Origin of the sequence: Pseudomonas sp. KCJK8993, from assembly GCF_046230915.1 — a bacterium.
GTDB lineage: Bacteria > Pseudomonadota > Gammaproteobacteria > Pseudomonadales > Pseudomonadaceae > Aquipseudomonas > Aquipseudomonas piscis.
The window spans coordinates 61,867-79,516 of the sequence record NZ_JBJJLO010000013.1; the positions used below are offsets into that span (position 1 = coordinate 61,867).

16 protein-coding genes and 3 tRNA genes are annotated in these 17,650 nt (G+C 59.5%); 17 read left to right on the forward strand and 2 right to left on the reverse strand.

Going from position 1 to position 17,650, the window contains the following annotated elements:
• Positions 1 to 73: 73 nt before the first annotated feature.
• From rlmE to ACK6AU_RS06950, 16 genes are all read left to right on the forward strand, one after another.
• Complete coding sequence (rlmE, locus tag ACK6AU_RS06875) at positions 74 to 703, forward strand: 23S rRNA (uridine(2552)-2'-O)-methyltransferase RlmE (protein ID WP_185697782.1); 630 nt, start codon at positions 74 to 76, stop codon at positions 701 to 703.
• A 201-nt stretch (positions 704 to 904) separates the two neighbouring features.
• Complete coding sequence (gene ftsH / locus ACK6AU_RS06880; protein WP_053136931.1) at positions 905 to 2,809, forward strand: ATP-dependent zinc metalloprotease FtsH; 1,905 nt, start codon at positions 905 to 907, stop codon at positions 2,807 to 2,809.
• An 8-nt stretch (positions 2,810 to 2,817) separates the two neighbouring features.
• Positions 2,818 to 3,669 (forward strand): dihydropteroate synthase, encoded by an 852-nt coding sequence (gene folP / locus ACK6AU_RS06885; protein ID WP_409298425.1) that lies wholly within the window; start codon positions 2,818 to 2,820, stop codon positions 3,667 to 3,669.
• A gap of 16 nt (positions 3,670 to 3,685) precedes the next feature.
• Positions 3,686 to 5,023, forward strand: a complete 1,338-nt coding sequence (gene glmM, locus ACK6AU_RS06890; protein WP_409298427.1) for a phosphoglucosamine mutase — start codon at positions 3,686 to 3,688, stop codon at positions 5,021 to 5,023.
• 66 nt (positions 5,024 to 5,089) lie between these two features.
• Entirely contained in the window at positions 5,090 to 5,845 is a 756-nt protein-coding gene (gene tpiA / locus ACK6AU_RS06895) for a triose-phosphate isomerase (RefSeq protein ID WP_185697785.1), read from the forward strand.
• 4 nt (positions 5,846 to 5,849) lie between these two features.
• Positions 5,850 to 6,233 carry a preprotein translocase subunit SecG gene (gene secG / locus ACK6AU_RS06900; protein WP_185697786.1) on the forward strand — a complete coding sequence of 128 codons (384 nt, stop codon included), beginning with the start codon at positions 5,850 to 5,852 and terminating at the stop codon, positions 6,231 to 6,233.
• Between the two features lie 29 nt (positions 6,234 to 6,262).
• Positions 6,263 to 6,348, forward strand: a tRNA-Leu gene (locus tag ACK6AU_RS06905).
• Positions 6,349 to 6,444: 96 nt separating this feature from the next.
• A tRNA-Met gene (locus ACK6AU_RS06910) sits at positions 6,445 to 6,521 on the forward strand.
• 130 nt (positions 6,522 to 6,651) lie between these two features.
• A complete protein-coding gene (gene rimP / locus ACK6AU_RS06915) occupies positions 6,652 to 7,110 on the forward strand; it encodes a ribosome maturation factor RimP (protein ID WP_053137000.1) in 459 nt (152 codons plus the stop codon).
• Between the two features lie 47 nt (positions 7,111 to 7,157).
• Positions 7,158 to 8,639: a transcription termination factor NusA gene (gene nusA, locus ACK6AU_RS06920; RefSeq protein ID WP_185699054.1), complete on the forward strand. Its 1,482-nt coding sequence runs from the start codon at positions 7,158 to 7,160 to the stop codon at positions 8,637 to 8,639.
• A 26-nt stretch (positions 8,640 to 8,665) separates the two neighbouring features.
• Complete coding sequence (gene infB, locus ACK6AU_RS06925; RefSeq protein ID WP_185699055.1) at positions 8,666 to 11,179, forward strand: translation initiation factor IF-2; 2,514 nt, start codon at positions 8,666 to 8,668, stop codon at positions 11,177 to 11,179.
• 159 nt (positions 11,180 to 11,338) lie between these two features.
• Positions 11,339 to 11,740 carry a 30S ribosome-binding factor RbfA gene (gene rbfA, locus ACK6AU_RS06930; RefSeq protein WP_185699056.1) on the forward strand — a complete coding sequence of 134 codons (402 nt, stop codon included), beginning with the start codon at positions 11,339 to 11,341 and terminating at the stop codon, positions 11,738 to 11,740.
• Positions 11,741 to 11,743: 3 nt separating this feature from the next.
• Complete coding sequence (gene truB, locus ACK6AU_RS06935) at positions 11,744 to 12,661, forward strand: tRNA pseudouridine(55) synthase TruB (protein ID WP_185699057.1); 918 nt, start codon at positions 11,744 to 11,746, stop codon at positions 12,659 to 12,661.
• Between the two features lie 140 nt (positions 12,662 to 12,801).
• On the forward strand, positions 12,802 to 13,071 hold the full coding sequence (rpsO, locus tag ACK6AU_RS06940) for a 30S ribosomal protein S15 (protein ID WP_022642180.1): 270 nt from the start codon (positions 12,802 to 12,804) through the stop codon (positions 13,069 to 13,071).
• Positions 13,072 to 13,269: 198 nt separating this feature from the next.
• Positions 13,270 to 15,375 carry a polyribonucleotide nucleotidyltransferase gene (gene pnp / locus ACK6AU_RS06945; RefSeq protein WP_409298432.1) on the forward strand — a complete coding sequence of 702 codons (2,106 nt, stop codon included), beginning with the start codon at positions 13,270 to 13,272 and terminating at the stop codon, positions 15,373 to 15,375.
• Between the two features lie 129 nt (positions 15,376 to 15,504).
• Positions 15,505 to 15,580, forward strand: a tRNA-Thr gene (locus ACK6AU_RS06950).
• Between the two features lie 53 nt (positions 15,581 to 15,633).
• On the opposite strand, the gene ACK6AU_RS06955 is transcribed toward ACK6AU_RS06950, so the two are convergent.
• On the reverse strand, positions 15,634 to 16,047 hold the full coding sequence (locus tag ACK6AU_RS06955) for a hypothetical protein (protein ID WP_409298434.1): 414 nt from the start codon (positions 16,045 to 16,047) through the stop codon (positions 15,634 to 15,636).
• Positions 16,048 to 16,345: 298 nt separating this feature from the next.
• Between ACK6AU_RS06955 and ACK6AU_RS06960 the strand changes: the two genes are divergently transcribed.
• Entirely contained in the window at positions 16,346 to 16,642 is a 297-nt protein-coding gene (locus tag ACK6AU_RS06960) for a DUF6388 family protein (protein WP_031320853.1), read from the forward strand.
• Between the two features lie 63 nt (positions 16,643 to 16,705).
• Here the strand turns inward: ACK6AU_RS06960 and nadC are convergent, their stop codons facing one another.
• Entirely contained in the window at positions 16,706 to 17,554 is an 849-nt protein-coding gene (gene nadC / locus ACK6AU_RS06965) for a carboxylating nicotinate-nucleotide diphosphorylase (RefSeq protein ID WP_185699060.1), read from the reverse strand.
• Positions 17,555 to 17,650: the final 96 nt, after the last annotated feature.

Sequence of the window (17,650 nt, forward strand, 5' to 3'; positions counted from 1 at the left end):
CGGCGGCCAGTTTACCCGAGCGAGTCCGGGACCGCCCAGTTAATCACGACGCGTTTTACTTTTGAGGTGGCCTGTGGCCCGTTCCAAGACTAGCCATAACTGGCTGAAAGAACATTTCAACGACCCATTCGTCAAAATGGCGCAAAAAGATGGGTACCGTTCCCGTGCCAGCTATAAGTTGCTGGAAATCCAGGAAAAGGATCGCCTGATCCGTCCAGGCATGAGTGTTATCGACTTGGGCGCGGCTCCGGGGGGCTGGTCTCAGGTGACCAGTCGTCTGATTGGTGGTCAGGGGAGATTGATCGCTTCCGATATCCTGGAAATGGATAGCATCCCTGATGTGACTTTCATCCAGGGGGATTTCACCGAAGACCAAGTATTCGCGCGCATTCTTGAAGCTGTAGGAAATTCCGAGGTCGATCTTGTGATTTCCGACATGGCCCCCAATATGAGTGGATTACCAGCTGTAGACATGCCGCGAGCGATGTTCTTGTGCGAGTTGGCTCTGGATCTTGCCGGTCGGGTGCTGCGTCCGGGTGGTGACTTCCTGATCAAGATCTTCCAGGGAGAGGGTTTTGATGAGTTCCACAAGAATGTCCGGCAGATGTTCGAGAAAGTGCAGATGCGCAAGCCGACATCTTCCCGTGATCGTTCCAGGGAACAGTACCTGCTGGGGCGTGGCTTTCGTGGTCGGGCCGAGTAAGTGACGGTTTTGGGCGGGGCGATAGGATTTTCGTATTTCGCCCCCTTGGATTGAGCGAATATTGTGTAGTCTAGGTTTCACATAGGGTTACAGACGGCGCCTGCCAGAGCTGTAGGTAATGTAGTAAGTTAGGCCGGTGAATATCATGCGAAGCGCGCGCCAGTAGCGGAGCTTGCTTCAGAGGGTAGTTAATTGAACGACATGGCAAAGAATCTGATCCTTTGGTTGATCATCGCGGCTGTCCTGGTGACGGTGATGAACAACTTCTCCAGCCCTAACGAGCCGCAGACCCTCAACTATTCCGACTTTATTCAACAAGTTAAGGATGGCAAGGTCGAACGAGTCGCCGTTGACGGTTATGTGATCACTGGCAAGCGCAACGATGGCGACAGCTTCAAGACCATCCGTCCCGCGATCCAGGATAACGGCCTGATCGGCGATTTGGTGGATAACCATGTAGTGGTCGAAGGCAAGCAGCCTGAGCAGCAGAGCATCTGGACCCAATTGCTGGTGGCCAGCTTCCCGATCCTGGTGATCATCGCGGTCTTCATGTTCTTCATGCGCCAGATGCAAGGTGGTGCTGGCGGCAAGGGCGGGCCGATGAGCTTCGGCAAGAGCAAGGCGCGCCTGCTGTCCGAGGATCAGGTGAAGACTACCTTGGCTGACGTTGCCGGTTGCGACGAAGCCAAGGAAGAGGTTGGTGAGCTGGTCGAATTCCTGCGTGATCCGGGCAAGTTCCAGCGCTTGGGTGGTCGTATTCCTCGTGGCGTGCTGATGGTCGGTCCGCCAGGTACTGGTAAGACTTTGCTGGCCAAGGCTATTGCCGGTGAGGCGAAGGTACCGTTCTTCACTATTTCCGGTTCCGATTTCGTCGAGATGTTCGTCGGCGTGGGTGCCAGCCGTGTTCGCGATATGTTCGAACAGGCCAAGAAACATGCTCCTTGCATCATCTTCATCGATGAGATCGATGCTGTCGGTCGTCACCGTGGTGCTGGCATGGGCGGCGGTCATGATGAGCGTGAGCAGACTCTCAACCAGTTGCTGGTGGAGATGGATGGCTTCGAAATGAATGACGGCATCATCGTGATCGCCGCGACCAACCGTCCTGATGTGCTGGACCCTGCGCTGTTGCGTCCTGGTCGTTTCGACCGCCAGGTGGTGGTTGGCCTGCCGGACATTCGTGGTCGCGAGCAGATCCTCAAGGTACACATGCGCAAGGTGCCGATGGGCGACGACGTTGCTCCTGCAGTGATCGCGCGCGGTACCCCGGGATTCTCCGGTGCTGACCTGGCCAACCTGGTCAACGAGGCTTCGTTGTTCGCTGCGCGTGGCGGCAAACGCATTGTCGAAATGAAAGAGTTCGAACTGGCCAAGGACAAGATCATGATGGGCGCCGAGCGCAAATCGATGGTCATGTCCGAGAAAGAAAAGCAGAACACCGCCTACCACGAAGCTGGTCATGCCATCGTCGGTCGTGTAGTGCCTGAGCATGATCCTGTCTACAAGGTCTCGATCATCCCTCGTGGGCGGGCTTTGGGCGTCACCATGTTCCTGCCGGAGGAGGATCGCTACAGTCTGTCCAAGCGCGCCTTGATCAGCCAGATCTGCTCGCTCTACGGTGGCCGTATCGCCGAGGAAATGACCCTGGGCTTCGATGGCGTAACCACTGGCGCCTCCAATGACATCATGCGGGCCAGTCAGATTGCTCGGAACATGGTGACCAAGTGGGGGCTTTCCGAGAAGCTGGGGCCGCTGATGTATGCGGAAGAAGAGGGCGAAGTGTTCCTGGGTCGTAGCGCGGCTAGCCAGCATGCCAGCCTGTCCGCTGAAACGGCGAAGCTGATCGACTCCGAAGTTCGCAGCATCATCGATCAGTGCTATGGCACCGCCAAGCAGATCCTTACCGACAACCGCGACAAGCTGGATGCCATGGCCGACGCCTTGATGAAGTACGAAACCATCGATGCCGACCAGATCGACGACATCATGGCCGGGCGCACTCCACGTGAACCTCGTGACTGGGAAGGTGGCTCGGGTACTACACCTCCAGTGGTGCAGAACGAACGTCCGGAAACACCTATCGGTGGCCCTGCCGCCGATCACTAAGGTTTTAAATGACTTCTGTTTCTTCCTCCACCCGGTTGCCTTGCGGCAACCGGGTTCTTGATTTGGCCCGTGTGCATGTCATGGGTATCTTGAATGTCACTCCCGATTCCTTTTCCGACGGCGGCCGGTTCAATCAGCTGGATGTGGCTTTGCGCCACGCTGAGGCCATGGTTGCGGCCGGCGCTACGCTGATCGATATAGGCGGAGAATCGACTCGCCCAGGGGCACGAGCAGTGTCGCCTTTAGAAGAGTTGGAGCGAGTGGCGCCAGTGGTCGAGCGGATTGGCCGCGAGCTGGACGTGATCATTTCCGTTGATACTTCGACGCCAGCTGTCATGCGGGAGACTGCGCGGCTTGGTGCTGGGTTGATCAATGATGTGCGTTCTCTTCGTCGGGACGGCGCTCTGGATGCCGCCGCCGCCAGTGGCCTGCCCGTATGCCTGATGCATATGCTCGGCGAGCCGGGAGATATGCAGGACAGCCCGCATTATCAGGATGTGACCCGTGAAGTGGGCGCATTCCTGGCTGAGCGCATGGATGCCTGTGCGGCGGCAGGAATTGATGCGCAGCGGATCATCCTCGATCCTGGTTTTGGTTTCGCGAAGACCCTGCAGCACAATCTGAGTTTGTTCAAGCATATGCAGGCCCTGCATTCCCTGGGGCGGCCGCTGCTGGTGGGCGTCTCGCGCAAGAGCATGATCGGCAAGGCCCTTGAGCGTCCCGTAGGCGAACGGCTGCATGGCAGCCTGGCATTGGCGGCGCTGGCCGTAGCCAAGGGAGCGAAAATTATCCGCGTCCATGATGTCGCCGAGACCGTGGATGTGGTGCGAATGATTACGGCTGTGGAATTCGCCGAATAAGAATGATGGAGTATCTATGACTAAGAAATACTTTGGCACCGACGGCATTCGTGGCCGTGTGGGCGAATACCCAATTACTCCCGATTTCATGCTCAAGCTCGGCTGGGCGGCTGGCATGGCTTTTCGCAGCATGGGCGCTTGCCGGGTTCTGGTGGGCAAGGACACGCGAATTTCCGGCTACATGTTCGAATCGGCCCTGGAAGCCGGGCTGTCGGCGGCTGGCGCTGATGTCATGCTGCTCGGGCCCATGCCGACCCCGGCGATTGCCTATCTGACACGTACTTTCCACGCGGAAGCGGGCATCGTCATCAGCGCGTCGCACAACCCTCACGACGACAATGGCATCAAGTTCTTCTCGGGAGAGGGCACCAAGTTGCCTGACGAAGTCGAGTTGATGATCGAGGAGTTGTTGGATGCGCCCATGACCGTGGTGGAGTCCAGCAAGCTCGGCAAGGTGTCGCGAATCAACGATGCCTCGGGACGCTACATCGAATTCTGCAAGAGCAGCGTTCCGTCCAGCACCAGCTTTGCGGGTCTGAAGATCGTTCTCGACTGCGCCCATGGTGCCACCTACAAGGTTGCGCCGAGCGTGTTCCGTGAGCTGGGCGCTCAGGTCACGGTGCTGTCGGCGCAGCCCAATGGTTTGAATATCAACGAAAACTGCGGCTCGACCCATATGGCGCAGTTGCAGGCTGCGGTCCTGGCCGAACATGCGGACCTGGGCATCGCCTTCGATGGCGATGGTGACCGGGTGCTGATGGTCGACCAGACTGGTGCGATCGTCGATGGCGACGAGTTACTGTTCATCATCGCTCGCGACTTGCATGAGCGCGGCAAGCTGCATGGAGGGGTGGTCGGAACCCTCATGAGTAATCTGGGCCTGGAGTTGGCCTTGGCGGACCTGGGCATTCCTTTTGTTCGTGCCAATGTCGGTGATCGCTACGTGATCGCTGAACTGTTGGAGCGCAACTGGCTGGTGGGTGGTGAGAACTCCGGGCACATCGTGTGTTTCCGCCACGCCACCACAGGCGATGCGATCATCGCTGCACTGCAGGTGCTTATGGCGCTCAAGGCTCGCGGCGAAAGCCTGGCCCAGTGCCGGCAGGGGCTGCGCAAATGTCCACAGGTTCTGGTCAATGTACGTTTCGGTGGTGGTGACAGCCCCGTCGAGCACCCTGCGGTGAAGGAAGCCTGTGAGCGGGTGACCGCCGCGATGGCGGGGCGTGGTCGGGTCCTGCTGCGCAAGTCCGGAACAGAGCCTTTGGTGCGGGTCATGGTCGAAGGTGACGATGAAATCCAGGTTCGCGCCTATGCTGATGAGCTGGCAAAACTGGTTGCTGAAGTTTCTGCCTGATTTCAGCTTGCCAGTGGTGTTTTGGTTGGGTAACATCTGCGCCCACTTTGACCGACGAGGTAAAGCATGCGTCGCCCTATGGTAGCTGGTAACTGGAAGATGCACGGTACCCGCGCCAGCGTCGCTGAGCTGATCAATGGCCTTCGTCATCTGGCCTTGCCAAGCGGTGTTGATGTCGCGGTGTTTCCGCCTTGCTTGTATATCAATCAGGTGATTGATGGCTTGAAAGGCAAGTCAATTTTGGTTGGCGCACAGAACTCCGCGGTAGAGCCGATGCAGGGCGCATTGACAGGCGAGATTGCCCCGAGTCAATTGGTAGATGCCGGTTGTTCCCTGGTGTTGGTTGGTCACTCCGAGCGCCGTCAGATGATGGGCGAGCGTGATGCGACTCTCAATCGCAAGTTCGCAGCGGCACAGGCTTGCGGTTTGAAGCCGGTTCTGTGTGTAGGGGAGACCCTGGAGCAGCGTGAGGCCGGGAAGACTCTTGAAGTCGTCGGGCGTCAGTTGGGCAGCATTATCGAAGAGTTGGGCGTTGGTGCTTTCGCCAATGCTGTTATCGCTTACGAGCCGGTCTGGGCCATTGGTACCGGGCTGACTGCAACGCCGCAGCAAGCTCAGGATGTGCATGCAGCTATCCGCGCGCAGTTGGCGGCAGAGAATTCTGAAGTGGCACGAGGTGTGCGGCTTCTATACGGCGGCAGCGTGAAAGCGGCCAATGCGGTCGAATTGTTCGGCATGCCGGATATCGATGGGGGGCTCATTGGTGGGGCTTCCCTGAATGCAGATGAGTTCGGTGCGATTTGTCGCGCCGCGGGAAACTGAAAAAATGCTGGAAACAGTCGTAGTCGTTTTTCATCTGCTGGGCGCCTTGGGCGTAGTCGCTCTGGTTTTGCTGCAGCAGGGTAAAGGTGCGGAAGCTGGCGCGTCTTTCGGTGCAGGTGCTTCAAATACTGTGTTCGGAAGCCAAGGTTCCTCTACCTTTCTTAGTAAGTTTACTGCTATACTTGCCGCCGGTTTCTTCATAACCAGCTTGGGGTTAGGTTACTTTGCTAAAGAGAAAGCTCATCAGCTGACTCAGGCAGGTCTACCGGATCCGGCAGTACTAGAAGTGCCAAAGCAAAAACCGGCTTCTGATGATGTCCCGGTGCTCCAAGAGCAAAAGTCGGCCAGTAGTGCGACTGACGTACCTCCAGCTCCAGAGCAGAAGTAAGAAGAGTTTCATGCAGTAACGTAGTCTATGCCGAGGTGGTGGAATTGGTAGACACGCAACCTTGAGGTGGTTGTGCCCATAGGGTGTAGGGGTTCGAGTCCCCTTCTCGGTACCAATTATCAGGAGAGCCCGCTGTTGCGGGCTTTCTTGTAGGTGGAAGGTTACATTGACCCAAAATGGGATCAGTCGTATACTTTCGGCCCAGCTTTGACGCGGGGTGGAGCAGTCTGGTAGCTCGTCGGGCTCATAACCCGAAGGTCGTCGGTTCAAATCCGGCCCCCGCAACCAGTTTTAGCAGAGCCCCTTTCCAGGGGCTTTTTGTTAGCTGGACACTTTATAGCGCCGCTGTTCAACGGCGTTTCCGGGATGGGCGTTTCGCCCATTTTTTATTTGCACAAGCATGCACGAGGGGGTTCAGGTGTCGAGCAAGCTAGAACAGTTGCAGGCCTTGTTGGCCCCGGTGGTCGTGGCCCTTGGCTATGAATGCTGGGGTATCGAGTTTTCGGCTCAGGGCCGCCATTCATTGTTGCGCGTTTATATCGATAAAGAAGGCGGTGTACTGGTGGACGATTGCGCCATCGTCAGCCGCCAGCTCAGCGGTGTCCTGGACGTTGAAGATCCAATCTCCGTTGAATACACCCTTGAAGTTTCCTCTCCTGGCATGGAACGCCCGCTGTTCACCCTTGAACAGTTTGCCAAGTATGTCGGTGAGCAAGTGAAGATCAAACTGCGCTCGCCCTTCGAAGGCCGGCGTAATTTCCAGGGCCTTCTCCGCGGGGTGGAGGAGCAGGATGTCGTGGTGCAGGTGGATAACCACGAGTTCCTGTTGCCGATCGATATGATCGACAAGGCCAACATTATTCCCAGTTTTGACTGAGACGCGGATCCCGCGGATCCAATGGCTTGCGAAAGGCGAGGCGTACGATGAGCAAAGAAGTACTGCTGGTTGTTGAGTCGGTATCCAATGAAAAGGGTGTACCGGCAAGCGTGATTTTTGAAGCGCTGGAGCTGGCCCTGGCCACTGCTACCAAGAAGCGTTTTGAAGACGAAGTGGACTTGCGTGTGGATATCAACCGCCACACCGGTTCCTATGAAACTTTCCGTCGCTGGACTGTGGTCGAAGAAGCCGATCTGGATGATCCGGCGGTGGAGATCTGGCCGAGCAAGGCCCGCGAGACTCATCCCGATGCCAAGGTCGGTGATGTGATCGAGGAAAAGATCGAGTCCATCGAGTTCGGCCGCATCGCTGCCCAGACCGCCAAGCAGGTCATCGTGCAGAAGGTTCGCGAAGCCGAGCGCGCACAGGTGGTGGATGCCTACCGCGAGCGTCTGGGCGAGATCATCTCCGGCACCGTCAAGAAGGTGACCCGGGATAACGTGATCGTCGATCTGGGCAACAACGCCGAGGCGTTGCTGGCTCGTGAAGACATCATCTCCCGTGAAACTTTCCGGGTTGGCGTGCGCTTGCGCGCGCTGCTCAAGGAAATCCGCACCGAGAACCGCGGCCCGCAGCTGATCCTGTCGCGTACCGCTCCGGAAATGCTGATCGAGCTGTTCCGTATCGAAGTGCCGGAAATCGCCGAAGGCCTGATCGAAGTCATGGCTGCTTCCCGTGATCCGGGTTCGCGGGCCAAGATCGCCGTTCGCTCCAAGGACAAGCGCATCGACCCGCAGGGCGCCTGCATCGGTATGCGCGGCTCGCGCGTCCAGGCCGTTTCCGGCGAATTGGGCGGTGAGCGCGTAGACATCGTCCTGTGGGACGAGAACCCGGCGCAGTTCGTGATCAACGCCATGTCGCCGGCCGAAGTCGCGGCCATCATCGTCGACGAAGATGCCCATGCCATGGACATCGCCGTTGGCGCTGACAACCTGGCCCAAGCCATTGGCCGCGGCGGTCAGAACGTGCGCCTGGCCAGCCAATTGACTGGCTGGACCCTGAACGTGATGACCGAATCGGACATCCAGGCCAAGCAGCAAGCAGAAACCGGCGACATCCTGCGCAATTTCATCGAAGAGCTGGAAGTCGATGAAGAGCTGGCGCAGGTTCTGGTTGATGAAGGCTTCACCAGCCTGGAAGAGATTGCCTACGTACCGTTGGAAGAAATGCTCAACATCGACGGCTTTGACGAAGACATCGTCAACGAGCTTCGCGCTCGCGCCAAGGACCGTTTGTTGACTAAAGCCATCGCTACTGAGGAAAAGCTGGCAGACGCCCATCCGGCCGAAGACCTGCTCTCGCTCGAGGGTATGGACAAGGATTTGGCGATGGAACTGGCGGTGCGCGGCGTAATTACCCGCGAAGACCTGGCCGAGCAGTCTATTGACGACCTGCTCGACATCGACGGCATCGACGATGATCGTGCCGGCAAGTTGATCATGGCCGCCCGAGCCCACTGGTTCGAGTAATAGGCGCGGCCTGAGGAGAGAAGTGCATGACGCAAGTCACGGTGAAACAACTGGCCGATGAGGTCAAAACACCGGTAGAGCGCCTGCTGCAGCAGATGCGTGAGGCAGGTCTGCCGCACACCGCCGCCGAGGAGCATGTGAGCGACAGCGAGAAGCAATCGCTGCTGACTCACCTGAAAAGCAGCCACAAGGCGAAGGTGGAAGAACCGCGCAAGATCACTTTGCAGCGCAAGACCACCAGTACCCTGCGTGTCGCTGGTAGCAAGAGCATCAGCGTTGAAGTGCGCAAGAAGAAAGTCTTCGTGCAGCGCAGCCCGGAAGAAATCGAAGCCGAGCGCCAGCGTGAGCTGGAAGAACGTCGCGCAGTAGAAAATGCTGCCCGTCAAAAGGCTGAAGAAGAAGCCAAGCGCCGCGCCGAAGAAGAAGCACGTCGTCAGCCTGCTCCGGTTGCCGAGCCTGTTGTCGAGGCTGTCGCGGAGCCTGTTCCTGCGGCGGTCGAGCCTGTGCAGGAGGCTCCAGTGGCGGCTCCAGCTCCCGTGGCCGATGTTCGCAAGAAGGATGATCAGCGTCGTGCGGACAAGTCCCGCAACGACGACAACCGCCGTGGCGGCGATGGCGAGCGCAAGAACGCTCCGCATCGTGCCTCGGTCAAGGAAAAGGCTCCGGCGCCTCGCGTTGCCCCGCGTACTACCGACGAAGAAAGCGATGGTTTCCGTCGCGGTGGTCGCGGCAAGGCCAAGCTGAAGAAACGCAACGCTCACGGTTTCCAGAACCCTACCGGGCCGGTGATTCGTGACGTGCAGATCGGCGAGACCATTACCGTGGGCGAACTGGCCCAGCAGATGTCGGTGAAGGCTGCTGAAGTCATCAAGTTCATGTTCAAGCTGGGCACTCCAGCCACCATCAACCAGGTACTGGACCAGGAAACTGCCCAGCTGGTTGCCGAGGAGCTGGGCCACAAGGTGACCCTGATCAGCGACACCGCCCTGGAAGATTCCCTGGCCGAGTCTCTGAAGTTCGAAGGTGAAGCGGTTGCCCGCGCGCCAGTCGTGACCGTAATGGGCCACGTTGACCATGGTAAGACTTCGCTGCTGGACTACATCCGTCGCGCCAAAGTGGCTGCGGGCGAAGCCGGTGGCATTACCCAGCACATCGGTGCCTACCACGTGGAAACCGAGCGTGGCATGGTCACTTTCCTCGACACCCCAGGCCACGCCGCGTTTACCGCGATGCGTGCCCGTGGTGCCAAGGCGACCGACATCGTGATCCTGGTGGTCGCGGCGGACGATGGCGTGATGCCGCAAACCATCGAGGCTGTCCAGCACGCCCAGGCTGCCGGTGTTCCACTGGTGGTCGCGGTGAACAAGATCGACAAGCCGGGCGCTGACCTGGACCGTATCCGCAGCGAGCTCGCGACTCACGGCGTGACTCCGGAAGACTGGGGTGGCGATACGCCGTTCGTGCCGGTCTCCGCGAAGATGGGTACTGGCGTCGACGACCTGCTCGAAGCTGTCCTGCTGCAGGCCGAGGTACTGGAACTCACCGCGATGCCCTCGGCTCCTGGTCGTGGCGTGGTGGTCGAATCCCGTCTCGACAAGGGCCGTGGCCCAGTCGCTACCGTGCTGGTTCAGGACGGTACCCTGCGTCAGGGTGACATGGTGCTGGTCGGTTCGAACTATGGCCGCGTGCGCGCCATGCTCGACGAGAACGGCAAGCCGATCAAGGAAGCGGGCCCGGCCATTCCGGTCGAGATCCTCGGCCTGGACGGTACCCCGGACGCTGGCGACGAGATGAGCGTGGTGGCTGACGAGAAGAAGGCCCGTGAAGTGGCCCTGTTCCGTCAAGGCAAGTTCCGCGAAGTCAAGCTGGCCCGCGCCCACGCCGGCAAGCTGGAAAACATCTTCGAAAGCATGGGCCAGGAAGAGAAGAAGACGCTCAACATCGTCCTCAAGTCCGACGTCCGTGGTTCGCTGGAAGCCCTGCAAGGCGCCTTGAACGGCCTGGGCAACGACGAAGTGCAAGTGCGTGTAGTAGGCGGTGGCGTCGGTGGTATCACCGAGAGCGATGCCAACCTGGCCCTGGCTTCCAATGCTGTACTGTTCGGCTTCAACGTGCGTGCCGATGCCGGCGCGCGCAAGATCGTCGAGCAGGAAGGTCTGGATATGCGTTACTACAACGTGATCTACGACATCATCGAAGACGTCAAGAAAGCCCTGACCGGTATGCTGGGCAGCGACGTTCGGGAGAACATCCTGGGTATCGCCGAGGTTCGTGACGTGTTCCGCTCGCCGAAGTTCGGTGCGATCGCCGGTTGCATGGTCATCGAAGGTGTCGTGCACCGCAACCGTCCGATCCGCGTACTGCGTGAGGACATCGTTATCTTCGAAGGCGAGCTGGAATCCCTGCGCCGCTTCAAGGATGACGCTTCCGAAGTTCGTGCCGGCATGGAGTGCGGTATTGGCGTCAAGAGCTACAACGACGTCAAGGTTGGCGACAAGATCGAAGTCTTCGAGAAGGTCCAGGTTGCTCGCAGCCTCTGACTCGTGCACTTCAAGAGTCCCGATGGACCGCCGCATGCAAATGCGCGGTAGCGCTGGCGGGCTCTAAACGCAACGCCCGGTCCGGCTTCTGCCAGGCCGGGCGTTTGCCGCTTTCAGACCACACGGGTTTCGCCGTGAGGCAGTAACAGGTAACAAGACATGGCAAAAGAATATAGCCGTACCCAACGCATCGGCGATCAGATGCAGCGCGAACTGGCGCAACTGATCCGCCGCGAAGTCAAGGACCCACGCGTCGGCCTGGTGACCATCACCGCCGTGGATGTCAGCCGCGATGTCGGCCACGCGAAGATCTACATCACCGTCATGGGCCAGGAAAGTGCCGAGTCCATCGCCCAGAGCATCAAGGTACTGAACTCGGCTGCAGGTTTCCTGCGCATGCAACTGGCCCGCGAAATGAAGCTGCGCAGCGTGCCGCAACTGCACTTCCATTACGACGAGAGCGTGGCCCGTGGCGCGCACCTGTCGGCCCTGATCGAGCGCGCCGTGGCTGAAGACAGCCTGCACGGCGAAGCCTCTGCTCCTGAAGACACCAAGGAGTAAGCGGTGGCCCAGGTCAAGCGTATCCGCCGTAACGTCAGCGGCATCATCCTGTTGGACAAGCCCCTGGGCTTCACCTCCAATGCGGCATTGCAGAAAGTCCGCTGGCTGCTCAATGCCGAGAAGGCCGGCCATACCGGTAGCCTCGACCCCCTGGCCACCGGCGTGCTGCCGCTGTGCTTCGGCGAGGCCACCAAGTTCTCGCAATACCTGCTCGATTCCGACAAGGGTTATGAAACCCTGATGCAATTGGGCAAGACCACCAGCACCGCGGATGCCGAAGGCGAAGTCCTGCGTACTCGCGAAGTGACCGTTGGTCGTGCCGATATCGAAGCGGTATTGCCGGAATTTCGTGGTGAAATCAAGCAGATACCGCCGATGTACTCGGCCCTCAAGCGCGACGGCCAGCCTCTCTACAAGCTGGCTCGTGCAGGGGAAGTGGTGGAGCGCGAACCGCGTTCTGTTACTATTGCGCGCCTGGAATTGCTCGCCTGCGAAGGTGACACCGCCCGCCTGGCGGTGGATTGCAGCAAAGGCACCTATATCCGCACCCTGGTGGAGGATATTGGAGAGAAGCTCGGCTGTGGTGCTTACGTCGCGGAACTGCGGCGGACCCAGGCCGGCCCTTTCAGCCTGGCCCAGACGGTCACCCTGGAAGAGCTCGAGGCAGTGCATGCCGAAGGTGGCAACGAGGCGGTTGATCGTTTCCTGATGCCATCGGATAGCGGCCTGCAGGATTGGCCGTTGCTGCGCTTCTCGGAACACAGTGCGTTCTACTGGCTCAATGGCCAACCGGTACGCGCTCCCGATGCACCGAAGTTCGGCATGGTGCGCGTACAAGATCACAACGGTCGCTTCATCGGTATCGGTGAAGTGAGCGAAGACGGGCGCATCGCGCCGCGTCGACTGATTCGGTCAGAGTGACCGAAACCAGTCCGGGTAACAGCGGGCTGGCGAGTGTGGCTGTCAGCAGGCACGGTCACCACTCTTTTTTAGATACAGGGATTTGTCCCTGGCCTGTTGAAACTGTTCTTGAACAGTTTCCTGATATAAGGAATGCCCACATGGCACTCAGCGTTGAAGAAAAAGCTCAGATCGTAGCCGACTACCAGCAAGCTGTTGGTGATACTGGTTCGCCAGAAGTGCAAGTTGCACTGCTGACCGCCAACATCAACAAACTGCAAGGTCACTTCAAGGCCAACGGTAAAGACCACCACTCCCGTCGTGGCCTGATCCGCATGGTAAACCAGCGTCGTAAGCTGCTGGACTACCTGAAGGGCAAGGACCTGAGCCGTTACAGCACCCTGATCGGTCGTCTGGGTCTGCGTCGCTAATCAGCGATTGCGCTATGAGGTTGGTTGCTTGCCATGCGTCAGCGGTTTTTCCGCCGGCGTATGGCAGGCTTCCAGCCTCAAGTTTTATCTGGAAAGCAGTTTTACCTGGACAATAAAGGCTGGGCCGATTCCCACCGTTGCCCAAGAATTTCGCAAGAACACAAGTTTCCCCAAGAGCCACAAAGAAGGTAGGACACCGTGAACCCGGTAATCAAGAAATTCCAGTTCGGTCAGTCGACCGTAACCCTCGAGACTGGCCGTATCGCCCGTCAGGCCTCCGGCGCAGTATTGGTCACCGTTGACGACGACGTCAGCGTATTGGTGACCGTAGTCGGTGCCAAGCAAGCCGATCCAGGCAAAGGCTTCTTCCCTCTGTCTGTCCACTACCAGGAAAAAACCTACGCCGCCGGCAAGATCCCTGGTGGTTTCTTCAAGCGTGAAGGCCGTCCTTCCGAGAAAGAGACCCTGACCTCGCGTCTGATCGACCGTCCGATCCGTCCTCTGTTCCCAGAAGGCTTCATGAACGAAGTGCAGGTTGTCTGCACCGTCGTTTCCACCAGCAAGAAGACCGATCCGGACATCGCTGCGATGATCGGTACCTCCGCTGCCCTGGCTATCTCCGGCATTCCTTTCGACGGCCCGATCGGCGCTGCCCGCGTCGCTTTCCACGAAAGCACCGGCTACCTGCTGAACCCAACCTACGAGCAACTGGCTGCTTCGAGCCTGGACATGGTCGTAGCCGGTACCGAAGAAGCGGTACTGATGGTTGAGTCCGAAGCCAAGGAACTGACCGAAGACCAGATGCTGGGCGCCGTGCTGTTCGCCCACGACGAATTCCAGTCGGTGATCAAGGCCGTCAAGGAACTGGCCGCCGAAGCCGCCAAGCCAACTTGGGACTGGGCGCCTGCCGCCGAAGCCACCGAGCTGCTGGGTGCCATCCGCGCCGAGTTCGGCGACGCCATCTCCCAGGCCTACACCATCACCGTCAAGGCCGACCGTTATGCCCGCCTGGGCGAGCTGAAGGAGCAAGTGGTCGCCAAGCTCTCCGGCGAAGAAGGCCAGCCATCGGCTGCCGACGTCAAGGCGGCTTTCGGTGAGATCGAATACCGCACCGTTCGCGAAAACATCGTCAACGGCAAGCCACGTATCGACGGCCGCGACACTCGCACCGTGCGTCCGCTGAATATCGAAGTCGGCGTCCTGTCCAAGACCCACGGTTCGGCCCTGTTCACCCGTGGCGAAACCCAGGCCCTGGTCGTCGCGACCCTGGGTACTGCCCGTGACGCACAGCTGCTGGACACCCTGGAAGGCGAGAAGAAAGACCCCTTCATGCTGCACTACAACTTCCCGCCGTTCTCGGTGGGCGAGTGTGGTCGCATGGGCGGTGCCGGTCGTCGTGAAATCGGCCACGGCCGCCTGGCTCGTCGTTCCGTCCAGGCCATGCTGCCGGACGCCGACGCGTTCCCGTACACCATCCGTGTGGTATCGGAAATCACCGAGTCCAACGGTTCCAGCTCCATGGCTTCGGTCTGCGGTGCCTCCCTGGCCCTGATGGACGCTGGTGTGCCAATGAAGGCTCCGGTTGCCGGTATCGCCATGGGCCTGGTGAAGGAAGGCGAGAAGTTCGCCGTCCTGACCGACATCCTGGGTGACGAAGACCACCTGGGCGACATGGACTTCAAGGTGGCCGGTACCGCCAAGGGCGTGACCGCGCTGCAGATGGACATCAAGATCAAGGGCATTACCGAAGAAATCATGGAGATCGCCCTGGGCCAGGCCCTGGAAGCTCGCCTGAACATCCTCGGCCAGATGAACCAGGTGATCGGCCAGTCCCGCTCCGAGCTGTCGGCTAACGCTCCGACCATGATCGCGATGAAGATCGACACCGACAAGATCCGTGACGTCATCGGTAAAGGCGGCGCCACCATCCGCGCGATCTGCGAAGAAACCAAGGCTTCGATCGACATCGAAGACGACGGTTCGATCAAGATCTTCGGCGAAACCAAGGACGCGGCAGAGGCAGCTCGCCAGCGCGTCCTGGGCATCACCGCAGAAGCCGAGATCGGCAAGATCTACCTGGGCAAGGTCGAGCGTATCGTCGACTTCGGCGCCTTCGTCAACATCCTGCCGGGCAAGGACGGCCTGGTGCACATCTCCATGCTGAGCGACGCTCGCGTAGAGAAAGTCACCGACATCCTGAAAGAAGGCCAGGAAGTGGAAGTGCTGGTACTGGACGTGGACAACCGCGGCCGTATCAAGCTGTCCATCAAGGACGTGGCGGCGGCCAAGGCTTCGGGCGTTTAATCTCCCCCTTGGCCTTACGCTGAATAAGCAAACGCCCCGACTGGTTCGGGGCGTTTTGCTATCTGCGCTTGATATCTCTTTGCCCTCTTGCCTGGCGCGCCCCAGGCGCCGGTGCTAGGTTTAGCCCACGCCGGTGTAGCTCAGTCGGTAGAGCAGCGCACTCGTAACGCGAAGGTCGCAGGTTCGATTCCTGTCTCCGGCACCACTGACACTCGACAAAGCCCGCCTGCCGCGGGCTTTGTCGTTCCTGGCCAAGTGTTATCTGAGCTTGCGGTTCAGGTTATCCACATCGCGCTGGAGCCGTTGCAGATCGCTACCCTGGTCGCGCAGTTCACGCTTGATGTCGGACAGGTCACCAGCGCTCGAACTACTGCCGTTGTTGCGCTTGAGGTCGGCAATCGTCCTGGCTTGGTCGTCGACGGTGCGTTTGAGCTTTTCCACCTCGGCGCTGGTGTTCTTCAAGGCGTCCCGCAGTTTTTGCAGGTCCTCGCTACTGAAATCCGAGCTGCGCAGGCTGATATCGCCGCTGGGCGTTCGATGGACAGTGCCAAGCTTGTCGTAGGAGGAAGGGTGGGTGTCGTCGAACTCGACAGCGGCCTGGGCCGTACTGCCCAGCAGGGCCAAGGTGCAGGTCACGAACAGGATGGGGGCAAAAGAAGGGCGACGGGACATCACTGCAGTTCCTTGTGAGATGCCGGTATGGCACATCGCTATGACTATGGCCGACGAACCTGGTTCCCGAGGGAAGCGGAGCGAATGCCACGGTTGCAGGGAAATCCGCGGTTTTTCCCACAAGGCTGCATTGAGTCATATAAATCACCGACCAAAGTCCCTATATTCGGTCTCTGTCTGAGTACCAGCATGCTGTTTTCAGATGATCTCGAATGGCTCTGCAGGCCGGTTGAACCGAGCGGCCCAGAGATCCCAGCGACCCCGATCCACCTCCATTCCCATGATCAGAGAGAACGAGATGATTCCTAAAGAGGCAAGAATCGACGTAGCGCTTGAAAGGTACCTGGCTGCCACGCCTTCCTTGCAAGAAGAAATCAGTGCCCTGAGCCCTGAGGAGCAGAAGCAACAGGCGCAATGGGCCTTTGAAGACGAGGCGGAGTCTCGCGGCATCGAGCCGTGGGAGCTGGTACTCGACCTGGTGGCCGAGACACCCGAGGAACTGAAGGCCATGCGCCTGGAAGTGCACCAGGAGGTTGCCGAGGCCCTGGGCATGGATCTTCAGGACTATCTGGAACTCAACGAAATCGACGATTGAGCACGAGCGGCGACCAGCTTCAAGAGTGCTTCTTGACGCTGGTCGCCAAGCCCATCGCCGTTCTCAGAGGCTCAGGCGCATGGACAGGTCCAGGGCCTTCACATCCTTGGTCATGGCGCCGATGGAGATGTAGTCCACGCCGGTTTCGGCGATCGGACGCAAGGTGCTCTCGTTGATCCCGCCGCTGGCTTCGAGCTTGGCCCGGCCCGCATTCAGGCGCACGGCCTCGCGCATGTCGTCCAGGCTCAACTCGTCGAGCATGATGATATCGGCACCCGCCGCCAGCGCTTCTTTCAATTCCACCAGGCTTTCCACTTCCACCTCCACCGGCTTGCCCGGGGCGATCTTGTGGGCGGCGCTGATCGCCTGGGCGATACCGCCGCAGGCGGCGATATGGTTTTCCTTGATCAGGAAGGCGTCATACAGGCCGATGCGGTGGTTGTGGCAGCCGCCGCAGGTGACTGCGTACTTTTGTGCCAGGCGCAGGCCGGGCAGGGTCTTGCGGGTGTCCAGCAGCTTGACCTGGGTATCGGCGACAAAGTCGGCCAGGTGGCGGGCGCGGGTGGCCACCCCCGACAGCAGTTGCAGGAAGTTCAGGGCGCTGCGCTCGCCGGTGAGCAGCGATCGGGCCGGGCCTTCGAGATGGAACAGCGCCTGGTTGGGCACCACCCGCTCGCCATCCGCCACTTGCCAGTGCACGGCGACCCGTGGGTCCAGCTGGCGAAACACCGCATCGACCCAGGCGGTACCACTGATCACCGCCGCTTCCCGGGTAATGATGGTGGCCTTGGCCAGGCGTTCGGCCGGGATCAGTTGCGCGGTGATATCGCCGCTGCCGATGTCCTCCAGCAGTGCGCGGCGCACGTTGGCTTCGATTTCGGCGGTCAGGTCGGCGAGGCGTAGATTCGGCATAACGGACTCCACAAACAAGGTGCGCCGATTATAGGGGCATGGGATCGGCGAACCCAAGGCGGCTAATCGGCAAGCCCGGGCCGAACCTGTGTTTCG

Excerpts from the sequence above, each read along its gene's own strand:
- ftsH (WP_053136931.1), top strand. The coding sequence starts at position 905 with ATGGCAAAGAATCTGATCCTTTGGTTGATCATCGCGGCTGTCCTGGTG.
- ACK6AU_RS06960 (WP_031320853.1), top strand. The coding sequence starts at position 16,346 with ATGATTCCTAAAGAGGCAAGAATCGACGTAGCGCTTGAAAGGTACCTG.
- nusA (WP_185699054.1), top strand. The coding sequence starts at position 7,158 with ATGAGCAAAGAAGTACTGCTGGTTGTTGAGTCGGTATCCAATGAAAAG.
- rpsO (WP_022642180.1), top strand. The coding sequence starts at position 12,802 with ATGGCACTCAGCGTTGAAGAAAAAGCTCAGATCGTAGCCGACTACCAG.
- ACK6AU_RS06955 (WP_409298434.1), bottom strand. The coding sequence starts at position 16,047 with ATGTCCCGTCGCCCTTCTTTTGCCCCCATCCTGTTCGTGACCTGCACC.
- folP (WP_409298425.1), top strand. The coding sequence starts at position 2,818 with ATGACTTCTGTTTCTTCCTCCACCCGGTTGCCTTGCGGCAACCGGGTT.
- rbfA (WP_185699056.1), top strand. The coding sequence starts at position 11,339 with ATGGCAAAAGAATATAGCCGTACCCAACGCATCGGCGATCAGATGCAG.
- secG (WP_185697786.1), top strand. The coding sequence starts at position 5,850 with ATGCTGGAAACAGTCGTAGTCGTTTTTCATCTGCTGGGCGCCTTGGGC.
- infB (WP_185699055.1), top strand. The coding sequence starts at position 8,666 with ATGACGCAAGTCACGGTGAAACAACTGGCCGATGAGGTCAAAACACCG.
- nadC (WP_185699060.1), bottom strand. The coding sequence starts at position 17,554 with ATGCCGAATCTACGCCTCGCCGACCTGACCGCCGAAATCGAAGCCAAC.
- glmM (WP_409298427.1), top strand. The coding sequence starts at position 3,686 with ATGACTAAGAAATACTTTGGCACCGACGGCATTCGTGGCCGTGTGGGC.
- tpiA (WP_185697785.1), top strand. The coding sequence starts at position 5,090 with ATGCGTCGCCCTATGGTAGCTGGTAACTGGAAGATGCACGGTACCCGC.